General features: G+C 49.2%; 20 protein-coding genes. 2 read left to right on the top strand and 18 right to left on the bottom strand.

The window, feature by feature from the left end; all coding sequences use genetic code 11:
• Positions 1-41: 41 nt before the first annotated feature.
• On the top strand, positions 42-1,094 hold the full coding sequence (locus tag METMI_RS0110805; RefSeq protein WP_019866309.1) for an NAD(P)-dependent alcohol dehydrogenase: 1,053 nt from the start codon (positions 42-44) through the stop codon (positions 1,092-1,094).
• A gap of 106 nt (positions 1,095-1,200) precedes the next feature.
• Here the strand turns inward: METMI_RS0110805 and parC are convergent, their stop codons facing one another.
• Together parC and METMI_RS0110795 are read right to left on the bottom strand one after the other, a co-directional pair.
• The gene (parC, locus tag METMI_RS0110800) at positions 1,201-3,435 is read right to left on the bottom strand and encodes a DNA topoisomerase IV subunit A (RefSeq protein WP_019866308.1); all 2,235 of its coding nucleotides are present in this window, start codon (positions 3,433-3,435) and stop codon (positions 1,201-1,203) included.
• Complete coding sequence (locus tag METMI_RS0110795; protein WP_019866307.1) at positions 3,436-3,930, bottom strand: acyl-CoA thioesterase; 495 nt, start codon at positions 3,928-3,930, stop codon at positions 3,436-3,438.
• A 155-nt stretch (positions 3,931-4,085) separates the two neighbouring features.
• Between METMI_RS0110795 and METMI_RS0110790 the strand changes: the two genes are divergently transcribed.
• Entirely contained in the window at positions 4,086-5,063 is a 978-nt protein-coding gene (locus METMI_RS0110790; RefSeq protein WP_019866306.1) for a type II secretion system F family protein, read from the top strand.
• Here METMI_RS0110790 and METMI_RS0110785 read toward each other — a convergent pair.
• From METMI_RS0110785 to gyrA, 16 genes are all read right to left on the bottom strand, one after another.
• Positions 5,060-6,727, bottom strand: coding sequence for an ATP-binding protein (locus tag METMI_RS0110785; protein ID WP_019866305.1), 1,668 nt, complete (start codon positions 6,725-6,727; stop codon positions 5,060-5,062). The two genes, METMI_RS0110790 and METMI_RS0110785, sit on opposite strands and share 4 nt — an antisense overlap.
• A 495-nt stretch (positions 6,728-7,222) precedes the next feature.
• Complete coding sequence (locus METMI_RS0110780) at positions 7,223-7,450, bottom strand: FeoC-like transcriptional regulator (RefSeq protein ID WP_019866304.1); 228 nt, start codon at positions 7,448-7,450, stop codon at positions 7,223-7,225.
• Complete coding sequence (feoB, locus tag METMI_RS0110775; protein WP_019866303.1) at positions 7,447-9,777, bottom strand: Fe(2+) transporter permease subunit FeoB; 2,331 nt, start codon at positions 9,775-9,777, stop codon at positions 7,447-7,449. The genes METMI_RS0110780 and feoB overlap by 4 nt, the downstream gene beginning before the upstream one ends.
• Complete coding sequence (locus tag METMI_RS0110770; RefSeq protein WP_029151617.1) at positions 9,777-10,010, bottom strand: FeoA family protein; 234 nt, start codon at positions 10,008-10,010, stop codon at positions 9,777-9,779. Before METMI_RS0110770 ends, feoB begins: the two co-directional genes overlap by 1 nt.
• A gap of 296 nt (positions 10,011-10,306) precedes the next feature.
• Positions 10,307-10,612 carry an integration host factor subunit beta gene (locus tag METMI_RS0110765; protein WP_019866301.1) on the bottom strand — a complete coding sequence of 102 codons (306 nt, stop codon included), beginning with the start codon at positions 10,610-10,612 and terminating at the stop codon, positions 10,307-10,309.
• 236 nt (positions 10,613-10,848) lie between these two features.
• Positions 10,849-12,510 carry a 30S ribosomal protein S1 gene (rpsA, locus tag METMI_RS0110760; protein ID WP_019866300.1) on the bottom strand — a complete coding sequence of 554 codons (1,662 nt, stop codon included), beginning with the start codon at positions 12,508-12,510 and terminating at the stop codon, positions 10,849-10,851.
• Between the two features lie 88 nt (positions 12,511-12,598).
• A complete protein-coding gene (gene cmk, locus METMI_RS0110755) occupies positions 12,599-13,255 on the bottom strand; it encodes a (d)CMP kinase (RefSeq protein WP_019866299.1) in 657 nt (218 codons plus the stop codon).
• Positions 13,256-13,257: 2 nt separating this feature from the next.
• The gene (gene aroA, locus METMI_RS0110750) at positions 13,258-14,580 is read right to left on the bottom strand and encodes a 3-phosphoshikimate 1-carboxyvinyltransferase (RefSeq protein WP_019866298.1); all 1,323 of its coding nucleotides are present in this window, start codon (positions 14,578-14,580) and stop codon (positions 13,258-13,260) included.
• Positions 14,581-14,637: 57 nt separating this feature from the next.
• Positions 14,638-16,071, bottom strand: a complete 1,434-nt coding sequence (locus METMI_RS25455; RefSeq protein WP_156829819.1) for a hypothetical protein — start codon at positions 16,069-16,071, stop codon at positions 14,638-14,640.
• 137 nt (positions 16,072-16,208) lie between these two features.
• Positions 16,209-17,102, bottom strand: a complete 894-nt coding sequence (locus METMI_RS0110740; RefSeq protein WP_019866296.1) for a prephenate dehydrogenase — start codon at positions 17,100-17,102, stop codon at positions 16,209-16,211.
• A 1-nt stretch (position 17,103) separates the two neighbouring features.
• Positions 17,104-18,207, bottom strand: coding sequence for a histidinol-phosphate transaminase (gene hisC / locus METMI_RS0110735; RefSeq protein ID WP_019866295.1), 1,104 nt, complete (start codon positions 18,205-18,207; stop codon positions 17,104-17,106).
• A gap of 54 nt (positions 18,208-18,261) precedes the next feature.
• A complete protein-coding gene (locus METMI_RS0110730) occupies positions 18,262-18,798 on the bottom strand; it encodes a hypothetical protein (RefSeq protein WP_156829818.1) in 537 nt (178 codons plus the stop codon).
• A gap of 132 nt (positions 18,799-18,930) precedes the next feature.
• A complete protein-coding gene (locus tag METMI_RS0110725; RefSeq protein ID WP_019866293.1) occupies positions 18,931-19,536 on the bottom strand; it encodes a Uma2 family endonuclease in 606 nt (201 codons plus the stop codon).
• A 1-nt stretch (position 19,537) separates the two neighbouring features.
• On the bottom strand, positions 19,538-20,623 hold the full coding sequence (gene pheA, locus METMI_RS0110720; RefSeq protein WP_019866292.1) for a prephenate dehydratase: 1,086 nt from the start codon (positions 20,621-20,623) through the stop codon (positions 19,538-19,540).
• 10 nt (positions 20,624-20,633) lie between these two features.
• A complete protein-coding gene (gene serC, locus METMI_RS0110715) occupies positions 20,634-21,713 on the bottom strand; it encodes a 3-phosphoserine/phosphohydroxythreonine transaminase (RefSeq protein ID WP_019866291.1) in 1,080 nt (359 codons plus the stop codon).
• On the bottom strand, positions 21,713-24,331 hold the full coding sequence (gene gyrA / locus METMI_RS0110710) for a DNA gyrase subunit A (protein WP_019866290.1): 2,619 nt from the start codon (positions 24,329-24,331) through the stop codon (positions 21,713-21,715). Before gyrA ends, serC begins: the two co-directional genes overlap by 1 nt.
• Positions 24,332-24,480 lie beyond the last annotated feature (149 nt).

The following is a 24,480-nucleotide window of genomic DNA, read 5'->3' as shown; positions in this document are numbered from 1 at the left end:
CCCCCTACCCTGCAACCAAACCAACTGATATAGGAGCCACCATGTATCCCAGCCTAGGCTATGCAGCCCACACCCACACTTCACCTTTGGTGCCATTCCAGTTCAAACGCCGCGAACTGCTACCTACCGATGTCCATATCGACATACTCTACTGCGGCGTTTGCCATTCGGACATCCACCAAGTCCGTAACGAATGGGGCAATGCCTCCTTCCCGATGGTGCCAGGACACGAAATTGTCGGCAAAGTCATCAATATCGGCAGTGCCGTGACCCGGTTTAAAGCCGGTGATACGGTCGGCGTTGGCTGCCTAGTCGGCTCCTGCCGCACTTGCCCGGAATGCCAAGAGGATTTGGAGCAATATTGCGACCATCCGGTGTTCACTTACAACAGCCCTGACCCGCACAGTGGCGGAAACACTTATGGCGGCTATTCCGACAACATCGTTGTTGACCAACATTTTGTCTTAAAAATTGCCGCCAACCTCAATCTGGCCGCCACCGCCCCCCTGTTATGTGCAGGCATAACCACCTATTCGCCATTGATGCACTGGCAAGTTGGGGCTGGCGATAAAGTCGGCGTCGTCGGTTTAGGGGGTTTGGGGCACATGGCCGTCAAATTCGCCCATGCGCTGGGCGCGGAAGTGGTGCTGTTCACAACTTCGCCGGACAAAATCGCCGATGCCAAACGCCTAGGGGCGGACAGCGTGGTGATTTCAAAAAACCCTGAAGAAATGGCCCGCCATTCGTTGAGCTTTGATTTTATCCTCAACACCGTCGCCGCACCGCATAACCTCGATGCTTACACGGCCTTGCTCAAACGCGATGGCACTTTATGCCTAGTCGGTGTGCCTGACCAACCACATCCCTCGCCCTCTGTCGGCAATTTGATTTTCAAACGCCGTAATATCGCAGGCTCTTTAATTGGCGGCTTAAAAGAAACCCAAGAAATGCTGGATTTCTGCGCCAAGCACAACATCACTTCTGACATAGAAATGATCCCCATCCAACAAATTAACGAAGCCTATCAGCGGGTTTTGAAAAGCGATGTGAAATACCGGTTTGTGATTGATTTACAAAGCCTAAAAGCAGGATAAACGCATTTATCCCTAAGCCACGCACACTGCCGCGCCGCATGGCTGTCCGCTTAAAAAAGAGGCGTACAAAATTCTATTTTGTACGCCCTACCCATCGTAAAACCCGCTAGTCCAATAGCAAGCCATCCACCCGCTGAAAACCACGCGGCAAATGTGAGCCCCGATTCGCCCGTTTGCCCGAATACTGCGCTATATCGGCAGGCTTGAGTGTCAGGAACTGCTTGCCTGACACCACTTTCAAGGCTGAACCTACAGGCAGGACAAGGGCCGCAACCAAGCGGTCCTTACCGCTTTGCACCTCGCTTGTGGTCAGTTGCACCAGCTTATTGCCCTTGCCGCGCGCCAACGCCGGCAAATCCGCCACGGGAAAAATCAACAGCCGCCCTTGTAAAGTGGCCACGGCCAGCAAATCCGAATCATTCTGGACAAAAGCGGGTTTCAGTAACCTTGCCTTATCCGCCAAGGTTATCACGGCTTTTCCGGCCTTGTTTTTAGTCAACAACTCTTTTAATTGCACTTTAAAACCTAGGCCAAAATCGCTGGCCAACACGATCCAGTCATCTGGATTGCCTGCCAACAAATGCGTGAACAACGCGCCTGCCGACGGATTCAGCCTTGCCGTCAGGGGTTCGCCTTGGGTACGGGCGGACGGCAAATCATGCGTAGAGGTGCTGTAAACCTTGCCTGTGGAATCAAAAATATAGATTGGCTGGGTGGAGCGGCATTTAATAGCGTCAAGGAAGCTGTCACCGGAACGGTAACCTAAGGCCGCCACGTCAATATCATGGCCTTTTGCCGCCCGGATCCAGCCTTTTTCCGACAAGATCACCGTCAATGGCTCATTGCTGATCAGGGCGACGGCATCCAAGGCTTGTGCCGCTTCGCGTTCGACGATGGGCGAGCGGCGGTCGTCGCCGTATTTCTCGGCATCGCCTTGCAATTCTTTTTTGATGAGGCGGTTCAGTAAGCGTTCGGAGCCTAAGGTTTTTTCCAGACTGTCGCGCTCTTTCGCCAGTTCATCTTGTTCGCCGCGAATTTTCATCTCTTCCAATTTCGCCAAATGCCGCAGCTTCAATTCCAAAATCGCTTCGGCTTGCACATCGCTGAGGCCAAAACGTGCCATCAGCACGGGTTTGGGTTTGTCTTCGTTGCGGATAATAGCGATGACTTCGTCAATATTCAGGTAGGCTATCAATAAACCATCAAGGATATGCAGGCGCGCCAGCACTTTATCCAACCTAAATTGCAAACGGCGGCGCACGGTTTGGGTACGGAACGACAACCATTCGACGAGGATTCCATACAAGTTTTTCACTTGCGGCCTGCCGTCCAAGCCGATCATATTCAGGTTGATGCGGTAACTTTTTTCCAAATCGGTGGTGGCGAACAGATGCGACATGACCGCATCCACATCCAAGCCGCGTTTGGTTTTCGGGATGATCAGCAAGCGCGTGGGGTTTTCATGGTCGGACTCGTCACGCAAATCCTCAATCATCGGCAATTTTTTCGCCAGCATTTGTGCGGCGATCTGTTCCATCAATTTGTTGCCGGAGACTTGATGCGGCAAAGCGGTGATGACGATCACGCCATCTTCCAGCTCGTATTTGGCACGCATCTTCACCGAACCGCCACCCGTGTTGTAGATTTTTTGGATGTCTTCCGCCGAGGTGATGATTTCGGCCGAAGTCGGATAATCCGGGCCTTTGATGTGCTGGAACACCATTTCCGGCGGGCTATCGGGATCATCCAGCAAGGCGATGCAAGCGTTTGCCACTTCGCGCAGGTTATGCGGCGGGATGTCGGTCGCCATGCCCACGGCAATGCCCATCGTGCCGTTGAGCAGGATATTGGGTAACCTGGCGGGCAACAACGATGGCTCTTTCAAGGTGCCGTCAAAATTGTCCGTCCATTCCACCGTGCCTTGTTCCAATTCGCTGAGCAAGGTGTTCGCGTAGGCGGTCAGGCGTGATTCGGTGTAACGCATGGCGGCGAAGGATTTCGGATCATCGGGCGAGCCCCAGTTGCCCTGCCCGTCGATCAGCGGATAGCGGTAAGAAAAATCCTGCGCCATCAGCACCATCGCCTCGTAACACGCCGAGTCGCCGTGCGGATGGTATTTACCCAACACATCCCCGACAGTACGCGCGGACTTTTTGTATTTGGCGGCGGCGTTCAGCCCCAGCTCGGACATGGCGTACACAATACGCCGCTGCACGGGTTTCAGGCCGTCCGCCAAACTTGGCAGGGCCCGGTCAAGGATCACGTACATGGAATAATCCAAATACGCCTTCTCGGCAAAGTCCTTTAACGGCAGTTGTTCAAAATTCTCTTGTAAGGCCACTTATTCGTCATCCCCGCTGTCATTCATTAACGCCCGGCTTCTTTCCAAGCTTTCCTGGCGTAATTTTTTGCGCATTTCCGCCGCCGCATACAGGCGCCTTTCCTCTTCGGTTTCTAGCTCCAACCTGGGCACTTCCACCGACTTGCCATGCTCATCAATAGCGACCATCGTGAAATAACATGAGGTGGTATGCCTTTTTTCATAAGTGCGCAAATGCTCGGCCACCACTTTCACGCCAATTTCCATTGACGAACGCCCGACATGGTTGACCCGCGCATTAAACGTCACCAACTCGCCGACATTGACGTGCTGTTTGAAGAATACCTGGTCTAACGCCGCCGTAACGACATATTGCTTGCAATATTTCGCGGCACAGGCATAAGCCACCTGATCCAACAGCTTCAACAAAGAACCGCCGTGGACATTGCCGGAAAAATTCGCCATGTCCGGCGTCATCAACACCGTCATGGTTAAGGTTTTCTCTTGTTTGCTCATTCTGCGTGACTTTAATTTATATAAAAACCGTATTTTACCTGACGCATCCGCCCAAGGGCGGGATTAATGCCTGATTTACGAAAACCTTTGTCCGGCCCCCAAATTCTAGTGAATAATACCAGGAGGAAATTTTACTTTTTTATTAGCCAGCCGTTATGCCCAAACCTACCAGACACGCGGCACTAGACGCCGAAAGCCACGCGCGGTTGTTTTTGCAACTGGCCCACACCGAGAAAGCGGGCTTTCCGGCAGCGGAGGCTTTTGGCATGATCGCCAAAAACGACACCACCTTACGCAAGCGCCTCGACACAATGCCGGCACGGTTAAAATCGGGCCAGAAAATAGCGGATGCGGGATTCAAGGCAGGCCTTTTTGACGATAACCATAGGGTTTTGATTGCTGCGGCAGAAAATAGCGGCAAACTGGCCGAACTCTACAAAAAACTGGCGGATTATTACAGCGGCGTCGCGAAACGCCAGCAAAAAATGCGCTCACGCCTGTATTTGCCAGCGTTCATATTGGCCATGGCTTTTTTTGTCCAACCGCTCCCCCAATTAGTGGCCGCAAAAATCAGTTTGGGCAGGTACCTTTATGAAAGCGCCGGCCAACTGCTGACCATGGCGATAGGCATTACGCTGCTGATAAAACTGCCCCGTATTTTGGCTTCAATGAACCTCATGGCGGAATGGCACCACTTGCAATTACGGGTGCCGCCCATTGCAAAGTGGGTCACTGACCGCCAGCTAAACACCTTTTTCTTCATGCTGGCAATGCTGCTGGACGCGGGGCAGCCCTTCACAACGGCATTACCGCAAGCCATCGCCAGCATCAAAAACACACCGCTCAGAAAACAATTTGCCCCAGCCTTGGCCATGATGGAAACCGGTTCGAGTGTTGCCGAAACGTTGGCAAGCGTGGCGCTAATGAAAGCCAACACCTTGCAAATCATCAAGAGCGGCGAACACAGCGGCCAACTGGCCGGAACCTTACTGCATTTTACCGAAATAGACGCCGAAAACCTGGCGTTGCAAGACGAAGCGTTCGCCGAATGGTTGCCCAGGCTGGTCTATACCGCCATCGGCTTATGGATGGCCGCCAGCATCCTGGCGCAAGGCCTGCCGCATTTGGCTTAAACTGATTTCCTGGTCTGCGTCCGCCACAAATTGACAATTTCTTCGACATCCAGATCCATCGCACCTGCCCGCCAGTTAGTATAATAATCAACGTCGTTACTTTTAGGTTCGGGGTTGGGCCGGTAAATTTGCACCCGTGTTGGCAATGGCGCGGCTTCGCCTAACACCAATGCCTCGCCACGGCCCAAGGAACTTAACACATCCGCCATATCGCCTTCCGCTTCCGGCATCAGGCCTTTGATATAAGCCTGGTCGTCAGGGTTGGAGGTGCGCATACAAATAAACGAGCTGCATTGCGCGAGCATGGTTTCTGACAGCTCCGTCGGGCGTTGGCTGACCACACCAATAGAAACCCCATATTTACGGCCTTCTTTAGCGATCCGTTCCATCACTTTTTTAGTGCCGTCAAACGGGCCGCCTTTTTCCCTGGGGATATAGGCATGCGCCTCTTCGCAGATAAGGGTGATCGGAAATTCCCGCCGTTGCGGGTTCCAGTAATTGAACTCATACACCAAGCGCCCCACTTGCGCCGAAATCGCGGGCCTGATGTCGGTTGGCACCGAACTTAAATCGACAATGTTGATATTCGCCTTATGCTCGCCTAGACCGACAAAATGGCGCAACAAAGAGACCATGCTTTCGGAGGTATTGCGTATTTTGGGTTTGAGCAAAAAGTCATAGCGGACATCATTAAAACGGCTTTGCATCCTGATCAGGAATTCATCAAATTGCCCGAATAACGCGCCTTGGACTTTACCAAATTCCCGCCGCTCTTCGTTCGCCGACTTGAAATGCATGTACAGTTCCGCCAACGAAAAATAAATCGGCGTATCGACCGACACCGTCGGCAAACCGATTTTTTGCGCCTCCTTGCGTTTCAGTTGTTGGATCACCTCACGCATATACGACATTTGCATAGTCGCACTTTTATCTTCCCTATCCACAAACAAATCCACCAACTCGGAATAGCTCATCATCCAATACGGCATTTCCAATTCCGTGGCTTCCACATAATTGACCTGGTGGCTGGGAAACGCCGACTTGACTATCCCATGTGGCGTTTTCCAGGCGTATTCACCGTGTAAATCCAGCATGATCATATGGCAATTAGGCATCGCCTTGATCGTGCTTTGGATCAGGCTGGCCACCGTCCAGGATTTACCGGCCCCCGATTGCCCGATAATGGCAAAATGGCGGCCAAAAAACGCTTTTGGGTCTAAACTGACCTGATAATCCTTGTGCGAAGACAATTGCCCGATATAAAACTCGTATTGCCTAAACCTTGCGAAAATCGCATTGATTTCCTTGACCCCCACCGCAAACACTTTCGCGCCCGGAGTCGGGTAATGGCGGACGCCGCGCACAAACGTCCCGTCACCTTGAAGTTCACCGACCGGAATCAACGAAATATAACGGTCGGTCAAGCGCTCATCCTGCTTGTCAAAACGATCCTGTTCCCAGGTTTTAAACACCAGCGCCATCACCGAAATATTAGCCTGGCTGACCACCACGTAGGAACCGACATGCCCGGCGAGGATTTCTTCCTCATCAATTTTGATCAACGGCAAATTGGTGGTGTATTCATCTGTGACCCTGGCATCCATGCCATTACCACGCACTTCAGTTAAATATGCCACTAAATGATTGGATTGTAATTCGGTCATTGGTAATTCAGCTACTATCAAGAGGGGAAAATGAAAAAGCTTATCAGCTTAACCCAATTTCGGGTCGGGTTGAAGCATATCTCTATTTGCTTGTGATTTTTTTCACAAGAAGAAGCTAATTTGTGGGGAAACTGTCTGTATGATGCAGGCTATCCAAGCCGTCCGTAACGCTTTGTGGCGCCACCTATCATGGTTGAAACGCTGGGGACGAAGTTGCTGGAGCTGGAACGAGGTTGTTAATAGTTGGGGCGGGGTTGCAAAACAAGGGTGCCCCGCTCAGGAATTTTAAATTCCCCCTAACGTTTCAAAATAGCCATGGCTACTAAAACGTTACGGGTAGCGAGGTGGCCCGTATGCAGCGATAGCGAAATACAGGGTCTCGAAACTGCACAATGCCCAATTTCAAACACCCGTACCGAATCAACCCGATTAAATACAGCATGGCGGAGTTGGCAAATCCCGTAATCCGGCTTCGCTCCTTACGTGTTACTCGCTTCACTGGATCTTATCCACCCATTCGTACAACTCGGTCAACGTCGGGTCGCATTTGCAGCAACTGCCGCCGCAGTTGGCCTCCAAAGATAATTTGCGCACTTTGCCTTTGCTGATCCATTTGCCTAACATGCCACGTATTGCGTCCGGCTCGACCCCGAAATGGGTCACCAAGTCCTTTAAGGCAACACGGTGCTGTTCCTGCAAAAATTCCCGCATTTCTATGATCATTTCAACACCTCCTGTTGCTGGTTTTTATCCGTATGCCTGCCTGTTAGCCACAACCCCAACCATACCAGCGCAAAAGCCATCAGCAGGCCGTTGATCCAGACTAATGAATAAAAGGGATGCCGGGCGTATGTCATGGTTTGGTAGAAAACCGTGGCCGTCAAATAGGCAATGCCTGTCGTCCAGCAGACGACGAAAATCGTCCACGCCATATTGGTTTCACGGTAGATCGCGGCGGTGGCCGTGACACACGGGGCGTAGAGCAGGATAAACAAAAGATAGGCGAATGCGCCCGCCTTGCCGTCAAAACTGCGCTGCATGGCGGCAAAGGTGGCGGTCTTGACTTCTTGCTCAGTGGCGGCGGCGTTCAAATCGTTGACGTTGCCGATATTCAAACCTAGCGGGTCTAAGGCGTTGTCTGCGACATCACGCAGGTTTTTAGGGATGGTCAGTAGCGCATCCATCAAGGCTTGTTGGAGATTAAACTCGGCTTGTGGTACGGCGGGATTCGTGTCACCGCCAAGTTGGCTATACAGAGCATCTAGCGTGCCAACTACGGCTTCTTTCGCCAGCACGCCCGTGAAAATGCCGACGGTGGCGGGCCAGTTGTTGTCGCTGATGCCCATCGGTTTAAAGGCAGGGGTCAAGCTACGCCCGATTTCACTTAACACCGATTTGTCGCTGTTTTCACGCCCGAAGGTGCCGTCCGTGCCGACGGCATTTAAAAAATTCAGCACCAACACCATTGGCACGATGACTTTCCCGGCATTAAATAAGAAGGATTTGAGCCTGTCCCAAGTCCTGATGCAGACGCCGTTGATGGTCGGCAAATGGTAGGCGGGCAGCTCCATAATGAATGGCGTGGTTTCGCCTTTGAACATGGTGTGGCGCATAATGAGGCCGGTGATGACCGCCACGGCAATGCCTAGCAAGTACAAACCAAAAACTAGGTTTTGCCCGCCGACCGGGAAAAAAGCGGCGGCAAATAACGCGTACACGGGCAAACGCGCCCCGCAGGACATGAACGGGTTCATTAAGTTGGTGAGGATACGGTCGCGCTGGTTTTCTAAAGTGCGCGTCGCCATAATCGCAGGGACATTGCAGCCAAAACCGACGATCATCGGCACGAAGGATTTTCCCGGCAAGCCCATCATGCGCATGAACCGGTCCATGACAAACGCCGCACGAGCCATGTAGCCGGAATCTTCAAGCGCGGACAGGAACAGGAACAGGAAACCGACAATCGGGATGAAGGTGGCGACGACTTGGATGCCGCTGCCTATGCCTTTGGTTATAAGGACGGCCAGCCATTCGGGGACTGGCCAGCTGGCCAACAATACGCCCAAACCATCGACGAGCACTGCGCCAAACGCTTGGTCGAAAAAGTCAATGAACGCGCTGCCAATGTTGATGGTGAACATGAACATAGCGTACATCACCAGCAAGAACACCGGAATGCCCAGGAAACGGTTCAGCACGAAGCGGTCTATCACTTCGGTGGTGTGGCGGCTGACTTCGTTGATTTTACAAACGGCAAGCTGGGTCAGACGGTTGACAAAGCCATAACGGGCATCGGCGGCGAGGATGTCGATTTCATCATCGCTTTCTTCTTCGACACGCCTTTGTAATCCTGACACTTTTGGCAAAATCGCCGCCCCGCCGATTTGTTTGGCTAGCGTGTCATCTTCAAGCAGACGCAGGGCTAACCAGCGCACATCGCAGGGGTAACCCGCCGCTATTTCTTGCAAATCGCCCGACAATTCGCTGACGGCCTGTTCCAAAGTTGGGCAATAGTTAATGACAACGGTTGGCACGGGTTGGGATTGCGCGGCTTTGTTGATCGCGGCTTTTAAAGCTGTTATGCCATGTTTGGCCGATGCCGTAATAGGGATGACTGGGCAGCCAAGTTCAGCGGACAGCGTGTCAATGTCAATTTTTATGCCCCGCTGTTTGACGGCATCCATCATGTTCAGCACCAATACCATCGGCACCCGCATTTCTATCAATTGCGAGGTCAGGTAGAGATTGCGTTCGATATTGGATGCGTCAATGATGTTGATGACCAGATCGGCTTGCCTGGAAGCGACATAATCGCGGGCCACTTTTTCATCTAAAGAGACTTGGTCATCAGCGGCTTCCAATGAATACGTGCCGGGCAAATCCACCAGCTCAATAGTTTTGCCATCATGGGAATATTCACCGGATTTTTTTTCCACGGTGACACCTGGCCAATTGCCGACATGTTGCCTGGCGCCCGTCAACGCATTGAACAAAGTTGTTTTGCCACAATTAGGATTGCCGACCACACCTACAGTAAAATCAGGGTGCATTACAGCTTCTCTATCAGCAGGATCGCCGCTTCGTCCTTACGTAAGGTTAAGGAAAAACCACGTAATTTGATTTCGACCGGGTCACCCATAGGCGCGAAGCGGGTGACACTGAACGGGGTCCCTGGGGTCAACCCCATAGCCAACAGGCGTTTACGGTAAGCTTTGCCGGATTGTTCAAAACCGACTATTTTGCCTAAATCACCAACATGAAGATTTTTTAAATTGAGGGCCATAAAAGCATCCATGATTGTGCATAAAAATTAAACAGAATGAAGATTAATCAATAATCATTCTCATTAATAATGAATATATCACACAATCGGATTCAGTCAAAAGGCATTTCAAAACACCATGAAACTGATAGGGCTAGGCATGATGCAAGCATCTACCAGGGATAGCTAATAGCCAGGAACTGAACGGGAGGAAACCGGGTTTTAAGCGATAATCGCTGGGGGGATGGGGGTATTGCTCAAGACAAATCAACGCAGCCATAGCGAATGGCCGCTGCTAACCTGCGTTGATTCTTTTTCTAGTCAACGATGTTACATTTTTCCCGCGAGGCGTCTACGCGGTCGCGTAGTTCTTTGCCGGGCTTAAAATGAGGCACGTATTTTTTTGACAAGGTTACAGATTCACCCGTTTTAGGGTTGCGCCCAACACGAGGGGGACGCATGTGCAGGGAAAAACTGCCGAACCCTCTGATCTCGATTCTTTCACCAGTAGACAATGCCTCATTCATTTTTTCAATGATACATTTCACTGCCAACTCGACATCCTTCAAAGCAAGATGTGGCTGTTGTTTAGCTAGGGCTTCAATTAATTCGGATTTTGTCACATTCTATCCTATGTTTAAATCCACACCCGCACATCCGATGGTCGAAACACCACCAACATGAATCTGCAAGTGGACTGTCCTCTCCGTCAGCGACGAGGCTACCAAAAACGATGGCACCACTACAGCACCGTCACCTGTCAATAATTCTTCTTAAAGAGAGAAGTTTGTTTCAGTAAGATTACAATTAAAATGATCGGCAAAAGGTATGCTTTTACAGCATACCTTCCGTGATAATTTTATTTTTCTATTTGCTTAAAGATATCCGCAAAAGTCGGTGAACCGCTTGATTGCTGTGAATGGTCTTTAATGGTATGAGTTTCTTCGTCCTGATCTTTCGCTTTTATGGACAAAGAAATAGATTTGCTCTTTTTGTCAACACCTATGAATTTTGCTTCCAAGGTATCGCCTTCCTTCAGCAAAGTGCGGGCATCTTCTACACGGTCACGTTGAATTTCAGAAGCACGGAGGTAACCTTCAACATGATCCGCCAATGTCACCACAGCACCTTTGGCATCAACTTCTTTAATCGTGCCTTTCACCAAGCTGCCTTTCTCGTGGGTCGCAAGGAAATTTTGGAAAGGGTCTTGCTCCAATTGTTTAATACCTAAAGAGATACGTTCACGCTCAGAATCGACCGCAAGAATAACCGTTTCCAGCTCATCGCCTTTCTTGAATTCACGGACTGACGCTTCCCCGCCTTCTGCCCAAGAAATGTCGGACATATGCACCAGACCATCAATACCGCCATCCAGGCCGATGAAAATGCCGAAATCAGTGATGGATTTGATTTTACCGGAGATTTTGTCGCCTTTGTTATGGGTTGCCGCAAATTCATCCCAAGGGTTGGTTTTGCATTGTTTCATGCCCAAAGAAATACGGCGGCGTTCTTCGTCGATTTCCAAGACCATAATTTCAACTTCATCGCCCAATTGCACCAGTTTAGATGGGTTGACGTTTTTGTTGGTCCAATCCATTTCAGAAACGTGCACCAAACCTTCAACGCCTTCTTCGATTTCAACGAAACAACCGTAGTCAGTCAAGTTGTTGACCTTACCGAACACGCGGGTTCCGGCAGGGTAACGGCGGGCGATGTTTTGCCATGGGTCTTCGTTCATTTGTTTCATGCCCAACGACACACGGTTTTTATCTTTGTCGTATTTCAGAACCTTCACTTTAATTTCTTGGCCGATTTCCACACACTCGGAAGGGTGGCGGACGCGTCTCCAGGCCATGTCGGTGATGTGCAACAGGCCGTCAATGCCGCCCAAATCAATGAACGCGCCGTAATCGGTCAAATTTTTGACAACACCAGTAACAATTGCGCCTTCTTCCAAGGTTTTCAGCAATTCTTCCCTTTCTGCGCTGTATTCCTTTTCAACCACGGCACGGCGTGACAAGACCACGTTATTACGTTTTTGGTCAATTTTGATGACTTTGAAATCAAGGTCACGGTTTTCTAAGAAAGTGGTGTCACGGATAGGGCGGACATCCACTAATGAACCCGGCAAGAACGCCCGTAATGCGCCAACGGCAACAGTGAAACCGCCACGGACTTTACCTGTGATACGACCAACAATTGTCGCTTCTTTTTCAAATGCGGTTTCAAGTTCGAACCAAGCTTTGTTTTTCTTAGCTTTATCTCGGGAAAGAAGGGTAGCACCTAAACCGTCTTCAAATAAATCCAATGCGACTTCGATTTCATCACCAATAGCAACTTCCAATTCGCCATCGTTGTTTAGAAATTGCCATTTTGGGATGACACCTTCTGATTTTGAATGGGTGCTGACGATGACCATATCGTTTTCGATGTCAATTACAGTACCTATCAACATGGCACCAGGACTCATTTTGGTCTTGGTTAAACTTTCTTCAAGTAATGCTGCAAAGCTTTCGCTCATTTTCTATTCCCAAGCTGGTCGGAACAACCTAGCCTTATTTTGTATGTGAAGTTAAAAAAACTGGACAAATTCAGTATCTGGCTTACCCTCATTGGATAAAGTCGAGCACCTTATTAATCACAGCGTCAATTGTCATATCAGAAGAATCAATAAAAAGCGCACCGCTCGCCATTCTAAGTGGCGCGGTTGCCCGCTCCCTATCACGACGATCACGCTCTTCTATCTCTTTTGTTAAGCTTGCTAGATTAGCATCAATTCCTTTTTCTTTCAACTGTTTATATCGGCGCTCCGCCCTTTTTTCACTACTTGCCGTCAAAAACACTTTTTTCTCGGCATTGGGGAAAACCACTGTCCCCATATCCCTGCCGTCAGCAACCAAACCAGGTGCTTGCCTAAAATCCTGTTGCTTTTGTAGCAACACTTCCCTAACTTCTGGCAAGGCAGCAATAATAGATGCGGCATTGCCCGTTGACTCTAACCCTAGCTGCGCAGTTATATCTTCTTTGTCTAATTTGACGACTAAACCCTCGTCGCATTCAAACTCTAAGACCATCGCTTTGGCTATCTTAACGATCATGGCAACATCATCGACACGGACATCCTGTTTAGCCAAGGCAATCGCCAAGGAGCGGTAAATCGAGCCGCTATCCAAATAATGCCAGCCCAATTGTTTCGCCAACAAACGGCTGACCGTGCCTTTACCTGCACCGCTGGGACCATCTATGGTCAATACCGGAGTGCCCATGCCTATTCCTCGGTGCAAACCAAAGCTAAACCTAAGTCTTTCACCAAATCTTTAAATTCAGGGAAAGAAGTATTGACGTTAGCGCAATCTAAAACCGTAATCGGCGCATTGGCACGCAATCCGGCTATAGAAAACGACATCGCGATACGGTGGTCGCCATGTGAAGTCACCACGCCACCGCCGATAGGCCTACCGCCGTTGATGACCATGCCATCCGGTGTTGGCTGGGCATCGACACCCAAAATTTGCAAACCATCCGCCATCACTTGAATACGGTCAGATTCTTTCACGCGCAATTCTTCCGCACCGCTCAAACGGGTTTGGCCTTCCGCACAAGCGGCGGCGACAAACAGCACGGGGAATTCGTCAATCGCCAACGGCACTAAATGTTCTGGAATATCAATACCTTTTAATGGGCTGTAAACCACATGCAAATCAGCGACGGGTTCACCGCCCACTTCACGCGGGTCCAGCACCTCAATATTCGCACCCATCAAACGCAAAATGTCGATAACGCCCGTACGGGTCGGATTGATGCCAACGTGTTTCAAGGTCACATCAGAACCAGGGGCAATTGACGCACCGACCAAGAAAAATGCCGCCGATGAAATATCGCTAGGCACGTCAATGTCCATGGCTTTCAAACTGCCTTCGGAAGAAATGACCGCCGTGCTGCCTTCGCGTTTGACCGGATACGAAAAACCCGCCAACATCCGCTCGGTGTGGTCGCGGGTGGGTGCAGGTTCGGTCACGCGGGTTTCGCCTTGTGCATACATACCCGCCAACAACAAACAGGATTTGACCTGGGCACTGGCAATCGGCATGGTGTAATCAATGGCTTGCAACTGTCCGGCTTTGCCTGTGATATGCAAAGGTGCGGTGCCGTTTTCTGTGGTTTTAATGTCCGCGCCCATCGTTGCCAACGGATCGGTGACCCGTTTCATAGGGCGGCCAGACAAGGATTTATCACCCGTCAACACGCAATTGAACGGCTGGCCTGCCAACAAACCGCTCAGCAAACGCATAGACGTGCCGGAATTGCCCAGATACAGCTCATTTTTGGGTTCTTTCAAACCATGCTTGCCAACACCATGGATGGTCACGCAACCATTAGTCGGGCCTTCAATTTCCACCCCCATATCCCGAAACGCCTGCAAAGTCGCCAACGCGTCTTCAGCTTCCAAAAAGCCCGTGACATGGGTGACACCGTCTGCCAAAGAGCCGAGCATAATCGAGCGGTGCGACATGGATTTATCACCAGGGACACGGGTTTCACCGTGCAGTTTGCCGCCGGGTTGGATATGGAAAGTTATTGATTTTGACATGGTTTTATATGGTTAAATGAAAAAAGTTTGTTAAAAATTAAAGTTTTTACTTCTTAGTTATATCGCATTTTCATAGCTTATTTTTGCGGAAAAATTTTCACATGGAATCCATTCAATTGTAACAATATCACCATCTTTAATATCTGATATGTCTTGGTCTATTTTCGGCAAAACGGATTCCATACTTATCTTCTTATTGGGCAATGTTATTTTTGTGCCAAATAGCTCTATTTGTTCTCTTGTACTTTCTATGAATTCAATAAGAACGGGTTGTTTCATATCCATTAAGAATTCAACATTTTTTGCTTCAGAATCTGCAATTAATTCACAAGTTGCATTTTTAGATAATTTCGTATCAAACTGATTTCCTTGAAAAACTTCCACAACATCTGCCAAATATTCATGTTCCTCGGCTGTAAAACTGACTTTTGATGAATATTGCAATTTTACACCAGTGAATCTCGATACGACCTGGACTCGCTCAATGTACTTAAGAAAACCATAAAATACTTCCATGCTAGAATCGTCAAACTTCTTTTCCTTTGCAACCAATAATCTCTCACCATTAATTTCCAAAGTAGTGTTTAATTTCCATCCAACTATTAGCTTTGAAAAGAAAGATGAGATTTTATTAAAGTAAGGCAAGGAGCAAATATCAATACCTTCCCAACCTTCAGTTAATAACGAAAATTCAATACTTCCATTCAGATTTGAATTCAACGGCATCCTACTTAAGGAAACGTTAAAAAGCCCGTTACAAGCACTGCCTTTAAAAGTAAAAGATTTATTTCCTAATCTAATTTCCCCAACTACATCATCAAATGTTTCGACATTGCCCGTTAATTGTTCTGTAATCCATAATTTCTGTACCGATTGGATTGTTTTACTTGGGGCAATTATTAAACTTCCATCCTCAAATTGAGCAGAAAAATCATCAAAAAATGGAAGTTTTTCAAATTGAATTGCACGAGAATTTACTTCTAACTCTTCTCCATGCTCTAATAAATTGTTAAATTTCCCAAAAAAATCATCTGCATATGTTTTTTCAACATTCAAATTAAATGGAACATTTTGCTTTGCAAAAAACATAAAATGTGTTCCATTTTCAGTGTGAGCAGTTTTAACTTCAAATCTAGGATCAATTGCCTCTAATGATTTTGCAGACGCTTGATGAATATTTGATATGGCATCAGTTATAAAACGTTTTGGAAAACCAGTTAATGCCATTGCTGTAGTATCAATAGCATCTTCTTTTCTTGGGAGTTTTTTGCCCTGCTCTAATTTCGCATTTTCTTCTGCGTGAGATTTCCACTCCAATAGAAGCTGTACGGGATAGGTTTCTTCATCTCGGTCAATTTTTATCGAGCAATTTGCACACAACCAAATGGCATTATCAATTGATTTGCGCTGTTTGTCCGTCATTTCAAGCTTATAGCGCGCTCCGCCTTTTGATGCCGCACATATATGTGCAGCAACTCCAGTGTTATTCACTCCGTCATTCGATTGATTTGAAGGGGCGTGAGTTGGAACTCGGCAATCAGGATTTGAGCAACGCAAAGCCACCCTTTCGCGTAACTTTCTAATAGTGGCTTGAGGGAAATTATCTCTGGGGCATTTAATCTAAATCTTTATTGCAACTGGTTTTGTTGCTTATCAAACTGCTCCAAAAACCGCTGCCGCGCCGTTTTAGCATAAGCAAAAGTAGCAAACAATTGCGAATAATCATCAGCCGCCAATAAATCATGCAACTTTGCCAATTCCATTTGAAGCTGGTCAATTAAAGGCAAAATCTCTTGTTTATTGGCTTCGCAAATTGCAGTCCACATACCTGGATCACTAGAAGCAATACGGGTAAAGTCCTTAAACCCACCCGCCGCGTATTTAAAGATTTCACTTTGCTCGTCTTTATGACCAAGCATATCGACCAGCGCGAAGGCTAGGATATGCGGCAAATGGCTGGTGGCCGCCAAGATTTGGTCATGATGGGTAGCCTCCATAACGGAAACCGCCGAACCCAAGCCTTGCCAAAACCGCTGGATTTTACGTAAAGCCTCGGTATCCGTCGTTTCCACAGGCGTAATGATCAATCGCTTATTGGCAAACAGGCCATCCACCGCAGCCAGCACACCGCTTTGCTCGGCCCCGGCAATCGGGTGGGCGGGGACAAAATTGTCCGGCACTTGCCCAAATACGGCTTGGGCGGCGGCCAGCACGCTACCTTTGGTGCTGCCGACATCGGTATAAACCGTGTTGGCCGACCAGTACGGTTGCAATAACCTCAACACATCAGCAGTGCTCGCTACAGGAGTGGCAATAATCACCAGGTCAGCATCGGCGACCGCTACGGCAATATCCAGATAATACGCATCAATCACTCCTATTTGCCGGGCGGTTTGCAAGTTTTGCACATCGTCTTCACGCCCAAAGCCAACAATCACCGTAGCCAAATTCTGCAAACGCGCCGTTTTGGCGATAGACCCGCCAATTAAGCCTACGCCTATAATGCAAAGCTTGTTGAACATATCAGTCCAGAACTTCGCTTAACGCCTGTAAAAACAGCGTATTTTCAGCTGGCGTGCCGATGCTGATACGAAGGAAACCGGGCATTTCATAATTTGCCACAGGCCGGACAATGACGCCTTTGCGCAACAAGGCTTCATATACAGGCATCCCTTCACGCTTGACGTCCACTGACACGAAATTGCCCGCTGACGGTATCCACGGCAAACCCAAGGCTTTAAAACCATCGGTCAACTGTTGCATCCCTAGGCGGTTGTTACTGATGGTATTGTGTAAATGTTCTTCATCCGCCAAGGCCGCTTCCGCAGCCGCAAGCGCCAAGCTGTTGTTGTTAAACGGTTGGCGGACGCGATTCAAAATATCGGCGATTTCAGGGCAAGACAGGCTATAACCAACCCGCAAGCCAGCCAAGCCGTAGGCTTTGGAGAATGTGCGGGTGATGATCAAGTTAGGGAATTTTTTCAGCCAGTCTATAGAGTTGATGGCGGCAGATTGGCTGACGAATTCAAAATAGGCCTCATCCAAGACGCAAATCACGGTATCCGGCAATGCGCCGATAAACTGCTCCAATTCCGCTTGCGCCAATAACGTTCCGGTCGGATTGTTAGGGTTGGCGATAAACACCAAGCGGGTTTTCGCTGTGACCGCCTGCGCCATACCGGCTAAGTCATGGCCATACTCTTTGGCTGGCACGACCACCGCCGTCGCCCCCACCGCCTGCGTCACCAACGGGTAAACGGCAAACGCATGTTGCGAGAACACCACTTCTAACTCGGGGATCAAAAATGCCCGTGCCACCAATTCCAGCAATTCGTTAGAGCCATTGCCCAAGGTGATTTGGCTGGCATCCAGCGCATATTTCGTCGCCAAAGCCTGTTTTAAATGGAAGCCGCTGCCATCAGGATATAAGGCCAATTCGGGCAAGGCTTTTTGGATCGCCGCTATTGCTTGCTTGCCTGGGCCTAAGGGGTTTTCGTTGGAAGCCAGTTTGATGATTTGCGTCAAACCCAATTCGCGTTCCAGCTCTTCGATAGGCTTGCCGGCTTTGTAAGGGATTAATTTTTGCACGCCTGTTACGGCGAGCTGGTAAATGTTTGTGTTATTCATGGGAATAATAAAGTATCGGTCATTGTTTGCGCCCGTCAATTTAAAGGGCAAGTGTTAATGAATCTGGGATAAATGGCTTGTATGTCGCCGCTTCCAATCGAGCAAGGTGGCGACTACCTTATTTTGATTAGGGAATGGGCCTGAATAAAAACCTACGGACACATCACCCGTTTCGCATTGCTGTTTATCAGCACGGACATATTCATATCTATTTTTTCTTTTATTTTCACCAACAATGACATATCCAAAAAACTGGTTAACTTCTTCAAGTGAAGCATTCACATCTAAAACCGCGCTTTTTGAATAACCGTCAGAATCGCTAATGGTGGCAACCCAAATTTTGGAAATATTCTCCCACGGCACAAAAAGCCACCTATTTTGTGGCTGTTTAACGCCAATGGCCCAAACAACCCGGTTTGAATCACTCAAATACATACCCAGGTGATCAGCCAAAAACAAAGGGTTTGACGCCCAAAAACCCAATCCTCTGGAATGGAATACCCCCAAAAAAATGACAGGTATCAGGACACAAAACAATAGGGACACCCACAATGGCATCATTTGCCAATTCGCAAAAACAACCTTCGCCATGAAAACGCCCAAGCCCAAAAAAACGATCCTTAGCAAATTAATGAACCATTTGGGTATGCAGGGTGCGTAGTGTTCCCATTGGAGCCCGGGCATTTCAGGGAGCATCTTGTTCACAGTTAAGTTGAACGCCGTTTACTTTAAAAAAATTTCTTGCAAATCAATTGATAGCTCTGGAAACAACAAAGGACTGACCCTATCTTGCGGTGAGAGCATTTTAACCAATTGATATTTTTCTTCGGATTCGTCCAGCACAAATTGCGACACGGTGGCTTCATAAGGATAAACCAGCCAATATTCTTTTACGCCCGCTTCTTGGTAGAGCTGGAACTTGGTTTGGGTGTCTTTTTGCGCGGTGCTTTTGGACAAGATTTCGATAATCCAATCGGGGGCGCCTAGGCAACCCCGACTATCCAATTTAGCGTTATCGCAGATGATGCATAAATCCGGCTGCACGACGGTGTAAATATCCGCATTTGCCATCAATGATTTCTTGCGGTCATATAAACGCACATCAAACGGCGCATGAAACACTTGGCAAGATTTGCCTTTCAAATAAAAACCGATCTCCACCAACAAATTTTTTGAAATGCTTTGATGGTTAAAACTCGGCTCAGGACTCATCAGCGATATTTTGCCACGCAACAATTCCACGGTTTCGTCAAACCGCCACGTCAAATAATCGGCATAGGTGTAGGTTTGTTCCAAATCCAAATCAGACAATTGGGTGATTTTCGCCATATCAGAACACCGCTTTCGGATAAGAACCTAATATTTTCAGCATATTGACTTGGCCTTGCAAAGCCGCCAACGCACCAGCGACTTGCGGGTCATCGGCGTGGCCTTGGACATCAATAAAGAACACATAATCCCACAAACCTTGGTGCGAAGGCCGGGATTCAATGTTCACCATATCCACGCCAAACCTCGCAAACGGCTCGAGTGTGCGGTGCAACGCGCCCGGTTTGTTGCCAGTGGACACCACCAAGGACGTTTTGTCCTTGCCTGTCGATGTTGACGTTTGCTGGCCAATAATAATGAAGCGCGTGGTGTTGTTGGCAATGTCTTCGATATTTTTTTCAATGACAGGCAATTGATAAACATCGGCGGCGGCGATACCGGCAATCGCGGCAAATTGCTTATCGCTCGCCGCCAACCGCGCGGCTTCGGCGTTGCTGCTGACGGCGACACGCTGGGGGTTTGGCAAATATTTATCCAACCATTGCCGACATTGCGCCAGGGATTGCTGATGCGAATACACCGTAGTGATGTCCGCCAAATTTTCTGCCAAACCTAACAGGTTTTGATGGACACGGATTTCCACTTCCCCGCAAATTTTTAACGGCGATGCCAGCAACCTATCCAAAGTGTGGCTAATCACGCCTTCGGTGGAATTTTCCACTGGCACAACGCCGAACTGGCACAACCCCGTTTCGACCGCGTTAAAAATCTCGCTAATCGTCGCCGCTGGCACGGTTTTGACGGCATGACCAAAATGCTTAAATGCCGCTTGTTGGGTAAACGTGCCTTCTGGCCCCAAAAACGCCACTTCCAAGGGCTTTTCTAAGGCCAAACACGCAGACATGATTTCTCGGAAAAAGCGGATGACAGTATCATTTGATAACGGCCCTTCGTTCAATTCTTGGATACGCCGCAACACCAGTGATTCACGGTCTGGCCTGTAAAACGTCCCGACTTCACCTTGGGCGATTTTGGTTTTGGCAACTTCCATCGCACACTTGGCCCGCTCATTTAACAAACGCAAAACTTCCGCGTCGAGAGCATCGATTTTTTCCCTTAATTCGGCAAGCGGGGTAACGGTCGTCATAACAAATCCTTTAATGCGTACGTTCAAATTCAGCCATGAACGCAATCAAGGCATCAACACCCGCTTCTGGCATAGCGTTGTAAATACTCGCCCGCATCCCACCGACTGAGCGGTGGCCTTTCAATTCGTACAAACCATTGGCTTCTGCTGCGCTGATAAACGCTTTATCTAAGTTTTCATCCGCCAAAATAAACGGCACATTCATGCGCGAGCGGTAAGGCGTGGCAACGGGGTTACGGTACAAAGCCGATTGGTCTATGGCTTGATACAGCTTCGCAGCTTTGGCAATGTTACGTTGTTCCATCGCGGCAACTCCGCCCTGCCCTTGCAGCCATTTCAACACCAAGCCCACCAAGTACCAGTTATACGTCGCTGGCGTGTTGAGCATGGATTGATTTTTCGCTTGCTCGGCATAATTAAACACGGCGGGCGTAGTTTTAGGCGCATGTCCGATCAAATCATCGCGGACAATGACGATAGTGACACCGGATGGCCCCATGTTTTTTTGCGTACCAGCGTAAATCAAACCGTATTGGCTGACATCAATTGGTCGCGACAAAATATTGGAAGACATATCTGACACCAGCGGCAAGCCTTTGCTGTCCGGCACGTCAGAAAACTCCACACCGTGGATGGTTTCATTGGACGTGTAATGCAAATACGCCGCATCAGTATCAATAACCCAACCGGCAACATCCGGCACATGCGTGTATTTTTCGGCTTCGGAACTGGCGGTCAGCACGACATCGCAGTAATTTTTGGCATCGCTAATGGCTTTTTCTGACCAAGCACCCGTTTTGATATAACAGGCTTTAGTTTTGCCATTTAATAAATTTTGCGGGATAAACGAAAATTGCCCCGACGCGCCGCCTTGCAAAAACAACACCTTATAATTGGCAGGAATTGCCATCAAGCTACGCAAATCGCTTTCCAGCTCTTCGGCGATGATGGCGAAATGCTTGCCGCGATGGCTCATTTCCATCACCGACATGCCGCTATCGTGCCATTCCAGCATTTCTTGTTGGGCTTGCGCCAAAACCGCTTCCGGTAAGGTGGAAGGGCCGGCGCTGAAATTGTAAACTCTGGACATTATTCTTCTCCTGATGGCTGTTCATCATCGGTGTCGGCGACGGTATTTTCGCCCGTTAAATCATCGTCCTCGATACTGCCATCATCATCCCCGGCCAAGCCCGCAATCCGGTCAACCCCAATCACTTTTTCGCCTTTGTCCAAACGGATGATGGTGACGCCTTGGGTGTTACGTCCGACCACAGAAATTTCATCGACACGGGTACGCACCAGTGTGCCGCCGTCGCTAATCAGCATGATTTCGTCGTTATCGTTGACCAACACCGCACCGACCACCGCGCCGTTGCGCTCGGAGGTTTGGATGGCGATCAAGCCTTGGCCGCCGCGTTTGTGGCAGGTGAACTCTTCGAGCTTGGTGCGTTTGCCATAGCCATTTTCGGTGATGTTCAGCACCGTGCCTTCGGTGGCGATAATCAAGGAAATGACTTTATGGCCTTCTTGAAGACGCATCCCGCGCACACCGGAAGCGGTACGCCCCATCGAGCGCACGTCGGTTTCGTTAAAACACACGGCTTTGCCGGAGCTACAGAACAATAAGGCATTTTGCTGGCCGTCAGTGACCGCAACACCCACCAAGGTATCTTCTTCGCGCAAGTCAATGGCGATTTTGCCAGTGCTACGTTGGCGTTCAAATTCGTTGAGCGGGGTCTTTTTGACAGTGCCCGCCGAAGTCGCCATGAAAATGAATTTATTTTCTGAAAATTCCTGGATCGGCAACAGCGCGTTGATTTTTTCGCCGTCTTCCAAAGGCAACAGGTTGACAAACGGCTTGCCACGCGCGGCGCGGCTGGCGACAGGCAATTGGTAAACTTTCAGCCAATAGACTTTGCCCAGCGACGAGAAGCACAAAATCGTATCGTGGGTGTTGGCGACGATCAACTTGTCGATGTAATCGGTTTCTTTCATCGCCGTTGCCGACTTACCACGACCGCCACGGCGCTGGGCCTTGTAATCGGTCAAGGGTTGGGATTTGACATAACCTTCATGCGACATGGTCACGACCATATCTTCAACGGTGATCAAATCGCCATCGGACAAATCCAATTGGTTTTGGACAATTTCGGTACGGCGCGGATCGGCGTATTGGGCATTAATCTCCGCCAATTCTTCACGGATGATTTCCATCAAACGGCTGTCATTGCTGAGGATGTACAAATATCCGTCTATTTGGGTGAGCAATTCTTTGTATTCGGCAACGATTTTGTCTTGCTCAAGTCCGGTCAAACGGTGCAGGCGCAAATCCAAAATCGCTTGGGCTTGGATTTCAGAAAGCTGGTAAATGCCGCCATGAATACCAAAGGCTTCCGGTAAATCATCGGGCCTGGAGCGGCTGGCATCGGCCCGTTCCAACAAAGAACCGACCAAACCTGCATCCCACACTTTCGCCAACAAGCCGTTTTTGGCTTCCTCGCGGCTGGCGGAAGTTTTAATCAGCTCGATCATTTCGTCGATATTCGCCAACGCGACCGCCAAGCCTTCCAAGACATGGGCGCGTTCGCGGGCTTTACGGAGCAAATAAATCGTGCGGCGGGTGATGATTTCGCGGCGGTGGTCAATGAACGCGGCGATGATCTCTTTCAAGCTCATGCAATGCGGGCGGCCATCCAACAAGGCCACCATATTGATACCGAACACGGTTTCAAACTGGGTTTGCTTGTAGAGGTTGTTCAGCACCACATCGGGCATTTCATTGCGCTTTAGCTCGATGACCATGCGCATTCCGTCTTTATCGGATTCATCGCGTAAACCGGAAATGCCGTCGATTTTGCCTTCTTTCACCAATTCGGCGATTTTTTCCAGCAACCGTGCTTTATTGACCTGATACGGCAATTCGGTGACGATAATCGCTTGACGGCTACTGTCGCCAATATCTTCAAAATGGCAACGGGCGCGTAAATAGATTTTGCCGCGTCCGGTGGTGTAAGCACTGTAAATGCCGGACGCGCCATTAATGATCGCGGCGGTCGGGAAATCCGGGCCCGGAATCAACTGCATCAGCTCCATCACGGTGATTTCTGGATTGTCACAAAACGCCAGACAAGCACTGATGACTTCACCCAAATTATGGGGCGGGATATTGGTCGCCATACCAACAGCAATGCCGGATGAACCGTTGACCAATAAGGTCGGCAAACGGGTCGGCAATACCTGCGGTTCGGATTCGGATTCGTCGTAGTTGGGGATGAAATTGACGGTTTCCTTGTCAATGTCCGCCAATAATTCATGGGCTATTTTCGCCATGCGCACTTCGGTGTAACGCATCGCGGCGGGCGCGTCGCCATCGACAGAACCAAAGTTACCCTGCCCGTCGATGAGCATATAACGCATCGAAAACGGCTGGGCCATGCGCACCATCGTGTCATACACGGCCGTGTCACCATGCGGGTGGTATTTACCGATGACATCCCCGACGATACGTGCGGATTTCTTATAAGGTTTGTTCCAGTCATTGCCCAATTCGCTCATCGCGTAAAGCACACGCCTATGGACAGGCTTTAGGCCATCACGGACATCAGGAAGGGCACGGCCCACGATCACGCTCATGGCGTAATCGAGATAAGACTGTTTCATCTCGTCTTCGAGATTGACAGCAATAATTTCTTTAGCGAAGTTTGACATTGATCCCTATATAAACATAAACGCCGGATAACGGATGATACCGACCAGTTTCTTAACGGCTTTGTAATTGGATACCACATCCTCCCGTTGAATCCTTAACAGGGTGCGGACATCAGGTAACAAGCCGGATATTATAGCAAACCGCAAGC

Source organism: Methylovulum miyakonense HT12, assembly GCF_000384075.1.
GTDB lineage: Bacteria > Pseudomonadota > Gammaproteobacteria > Methylococcales > Methylomonadaceae > Methylovulum > Methylovulum miyakonense.
Note: the sequence above shows the minus strand (reverse complement) of the source record. Positions and strands in the feature narration are given on the sequence as shown.

Bases quoted from the DNA above. Each gene is read 5' to 3' on its own strand.
- METMI_RS0110805 (WP_019866309.1), top strand. From the start codon at position 42: ATGTATCCCAGCCTAGGCTATGCAGCCCACACCCACACTTCACCTTTG.
- METMI_RS0110795 (WP_019866307.1), bottom strand. From the start codon at position 3,930: ATGAGCAAACAAGAGAAAACCTTAACCATGACGGTGTTGATGACGCCG.
- METMI_RS0110790 (WP_019866306.1), top strand. From the start codon at position 4,086: ATGCCCAAACCTACCAGACACGCGGCACTAGACGCCGAAAGCCACGCG.
- METMI_RS0110785 (WP_019866305.1), bottom strand. From the start codon at position 6,727: ATGACCGAATTACAATCCAATCATTTAGTGGCATATTTAACTGAAGTG.
- METMI_RS0110780 (WP_019866304.1), bottom strand. From the start codon at position 7,450: ATGATCATAGAAATGCGGGAATTTTTGCAGGAACAGCACCGTGTTGCC.
- feoB (WP_019866303.1), bottom strand. From the start codon at position 9,777: ATGCACCCTGATTTTACTGTAGGTGTGGTCGGCAATCCTAATTGTGGC.
- METMI_RS0110770 (WP_029151617.1), bottom strand. From the start codon at position 10,010: ATGGCCCTCAATTTAAAAAATCTTCATGTTGGTGATTTAGGCAAAATA.
- rpsA (WP_019866300.1), bottom strand. From the start codon at position 12,510: ATGAGCGAAAGCTTTGCAGCATTACTTGAAGAAAGTTTAACCAAGACC.
- cmk (WP_019866299.1), bottom strand. From the start codon at position 13,255: ATGGGCACTCCGGTATTGACCATAGATGGTCCCAGCGGTGCAGGTAAA.
- aroA (WP_019866298.1), bottom strand. From the start codon at position 14,580: ATGTCAAAATCAATAACTTTCCATATCCAACCCGGCGGCAAACTGCAC.
- METMI_RS0110740 (WP_019866296.1), bottom strand. From the start codon at position 17,102: ATGTTCAACAAGCTTTGCATTATAGGCGTAGGCTTAATTGGCGGGTCT.
- hisC (WP_019866295.1), bottom strand. From the start codon at position 18,207: ATGAATAACACAAACATTTACCAGCTCGCCGTAACAGGCGTGCAAAAA.
- METMI_RS0110730 (WP_156829818.1), bottom strand. From the start codon at position 18,798: ATGGCGAAGGTTGTTTTTGCGAATTGGCAAATGATGCCATTGTGGGTG.
- METMI_RS0110725 (WP_019866293.1), bottom strand. From the start codon at position 19,536: ATGGCGAAAATCACCCAATTGTCTGATTTGGATTTGGAACAAACCTAC.
- pheA (WP_019866292.1), bottom strand. From the start codon at position 20,623: ATGACGACCGTTACCCCGCTTGCCGAATTAAGGGAAAAAATCGATGCT.
- serC (WP_019866291.1), bottom strand. From the start codon at position 21,713: ATGTCCAGAGTTTACAATTTCAGCGCCGGCCCTTCCACCTTACCGGAA.
- gyrA (WP_019866290.1), bottom strand. From the start codon at position 24,331: ATGTCAAACTTCGCTAAAGAAATTATTGCTGTCAATCTCGAAGACGAG.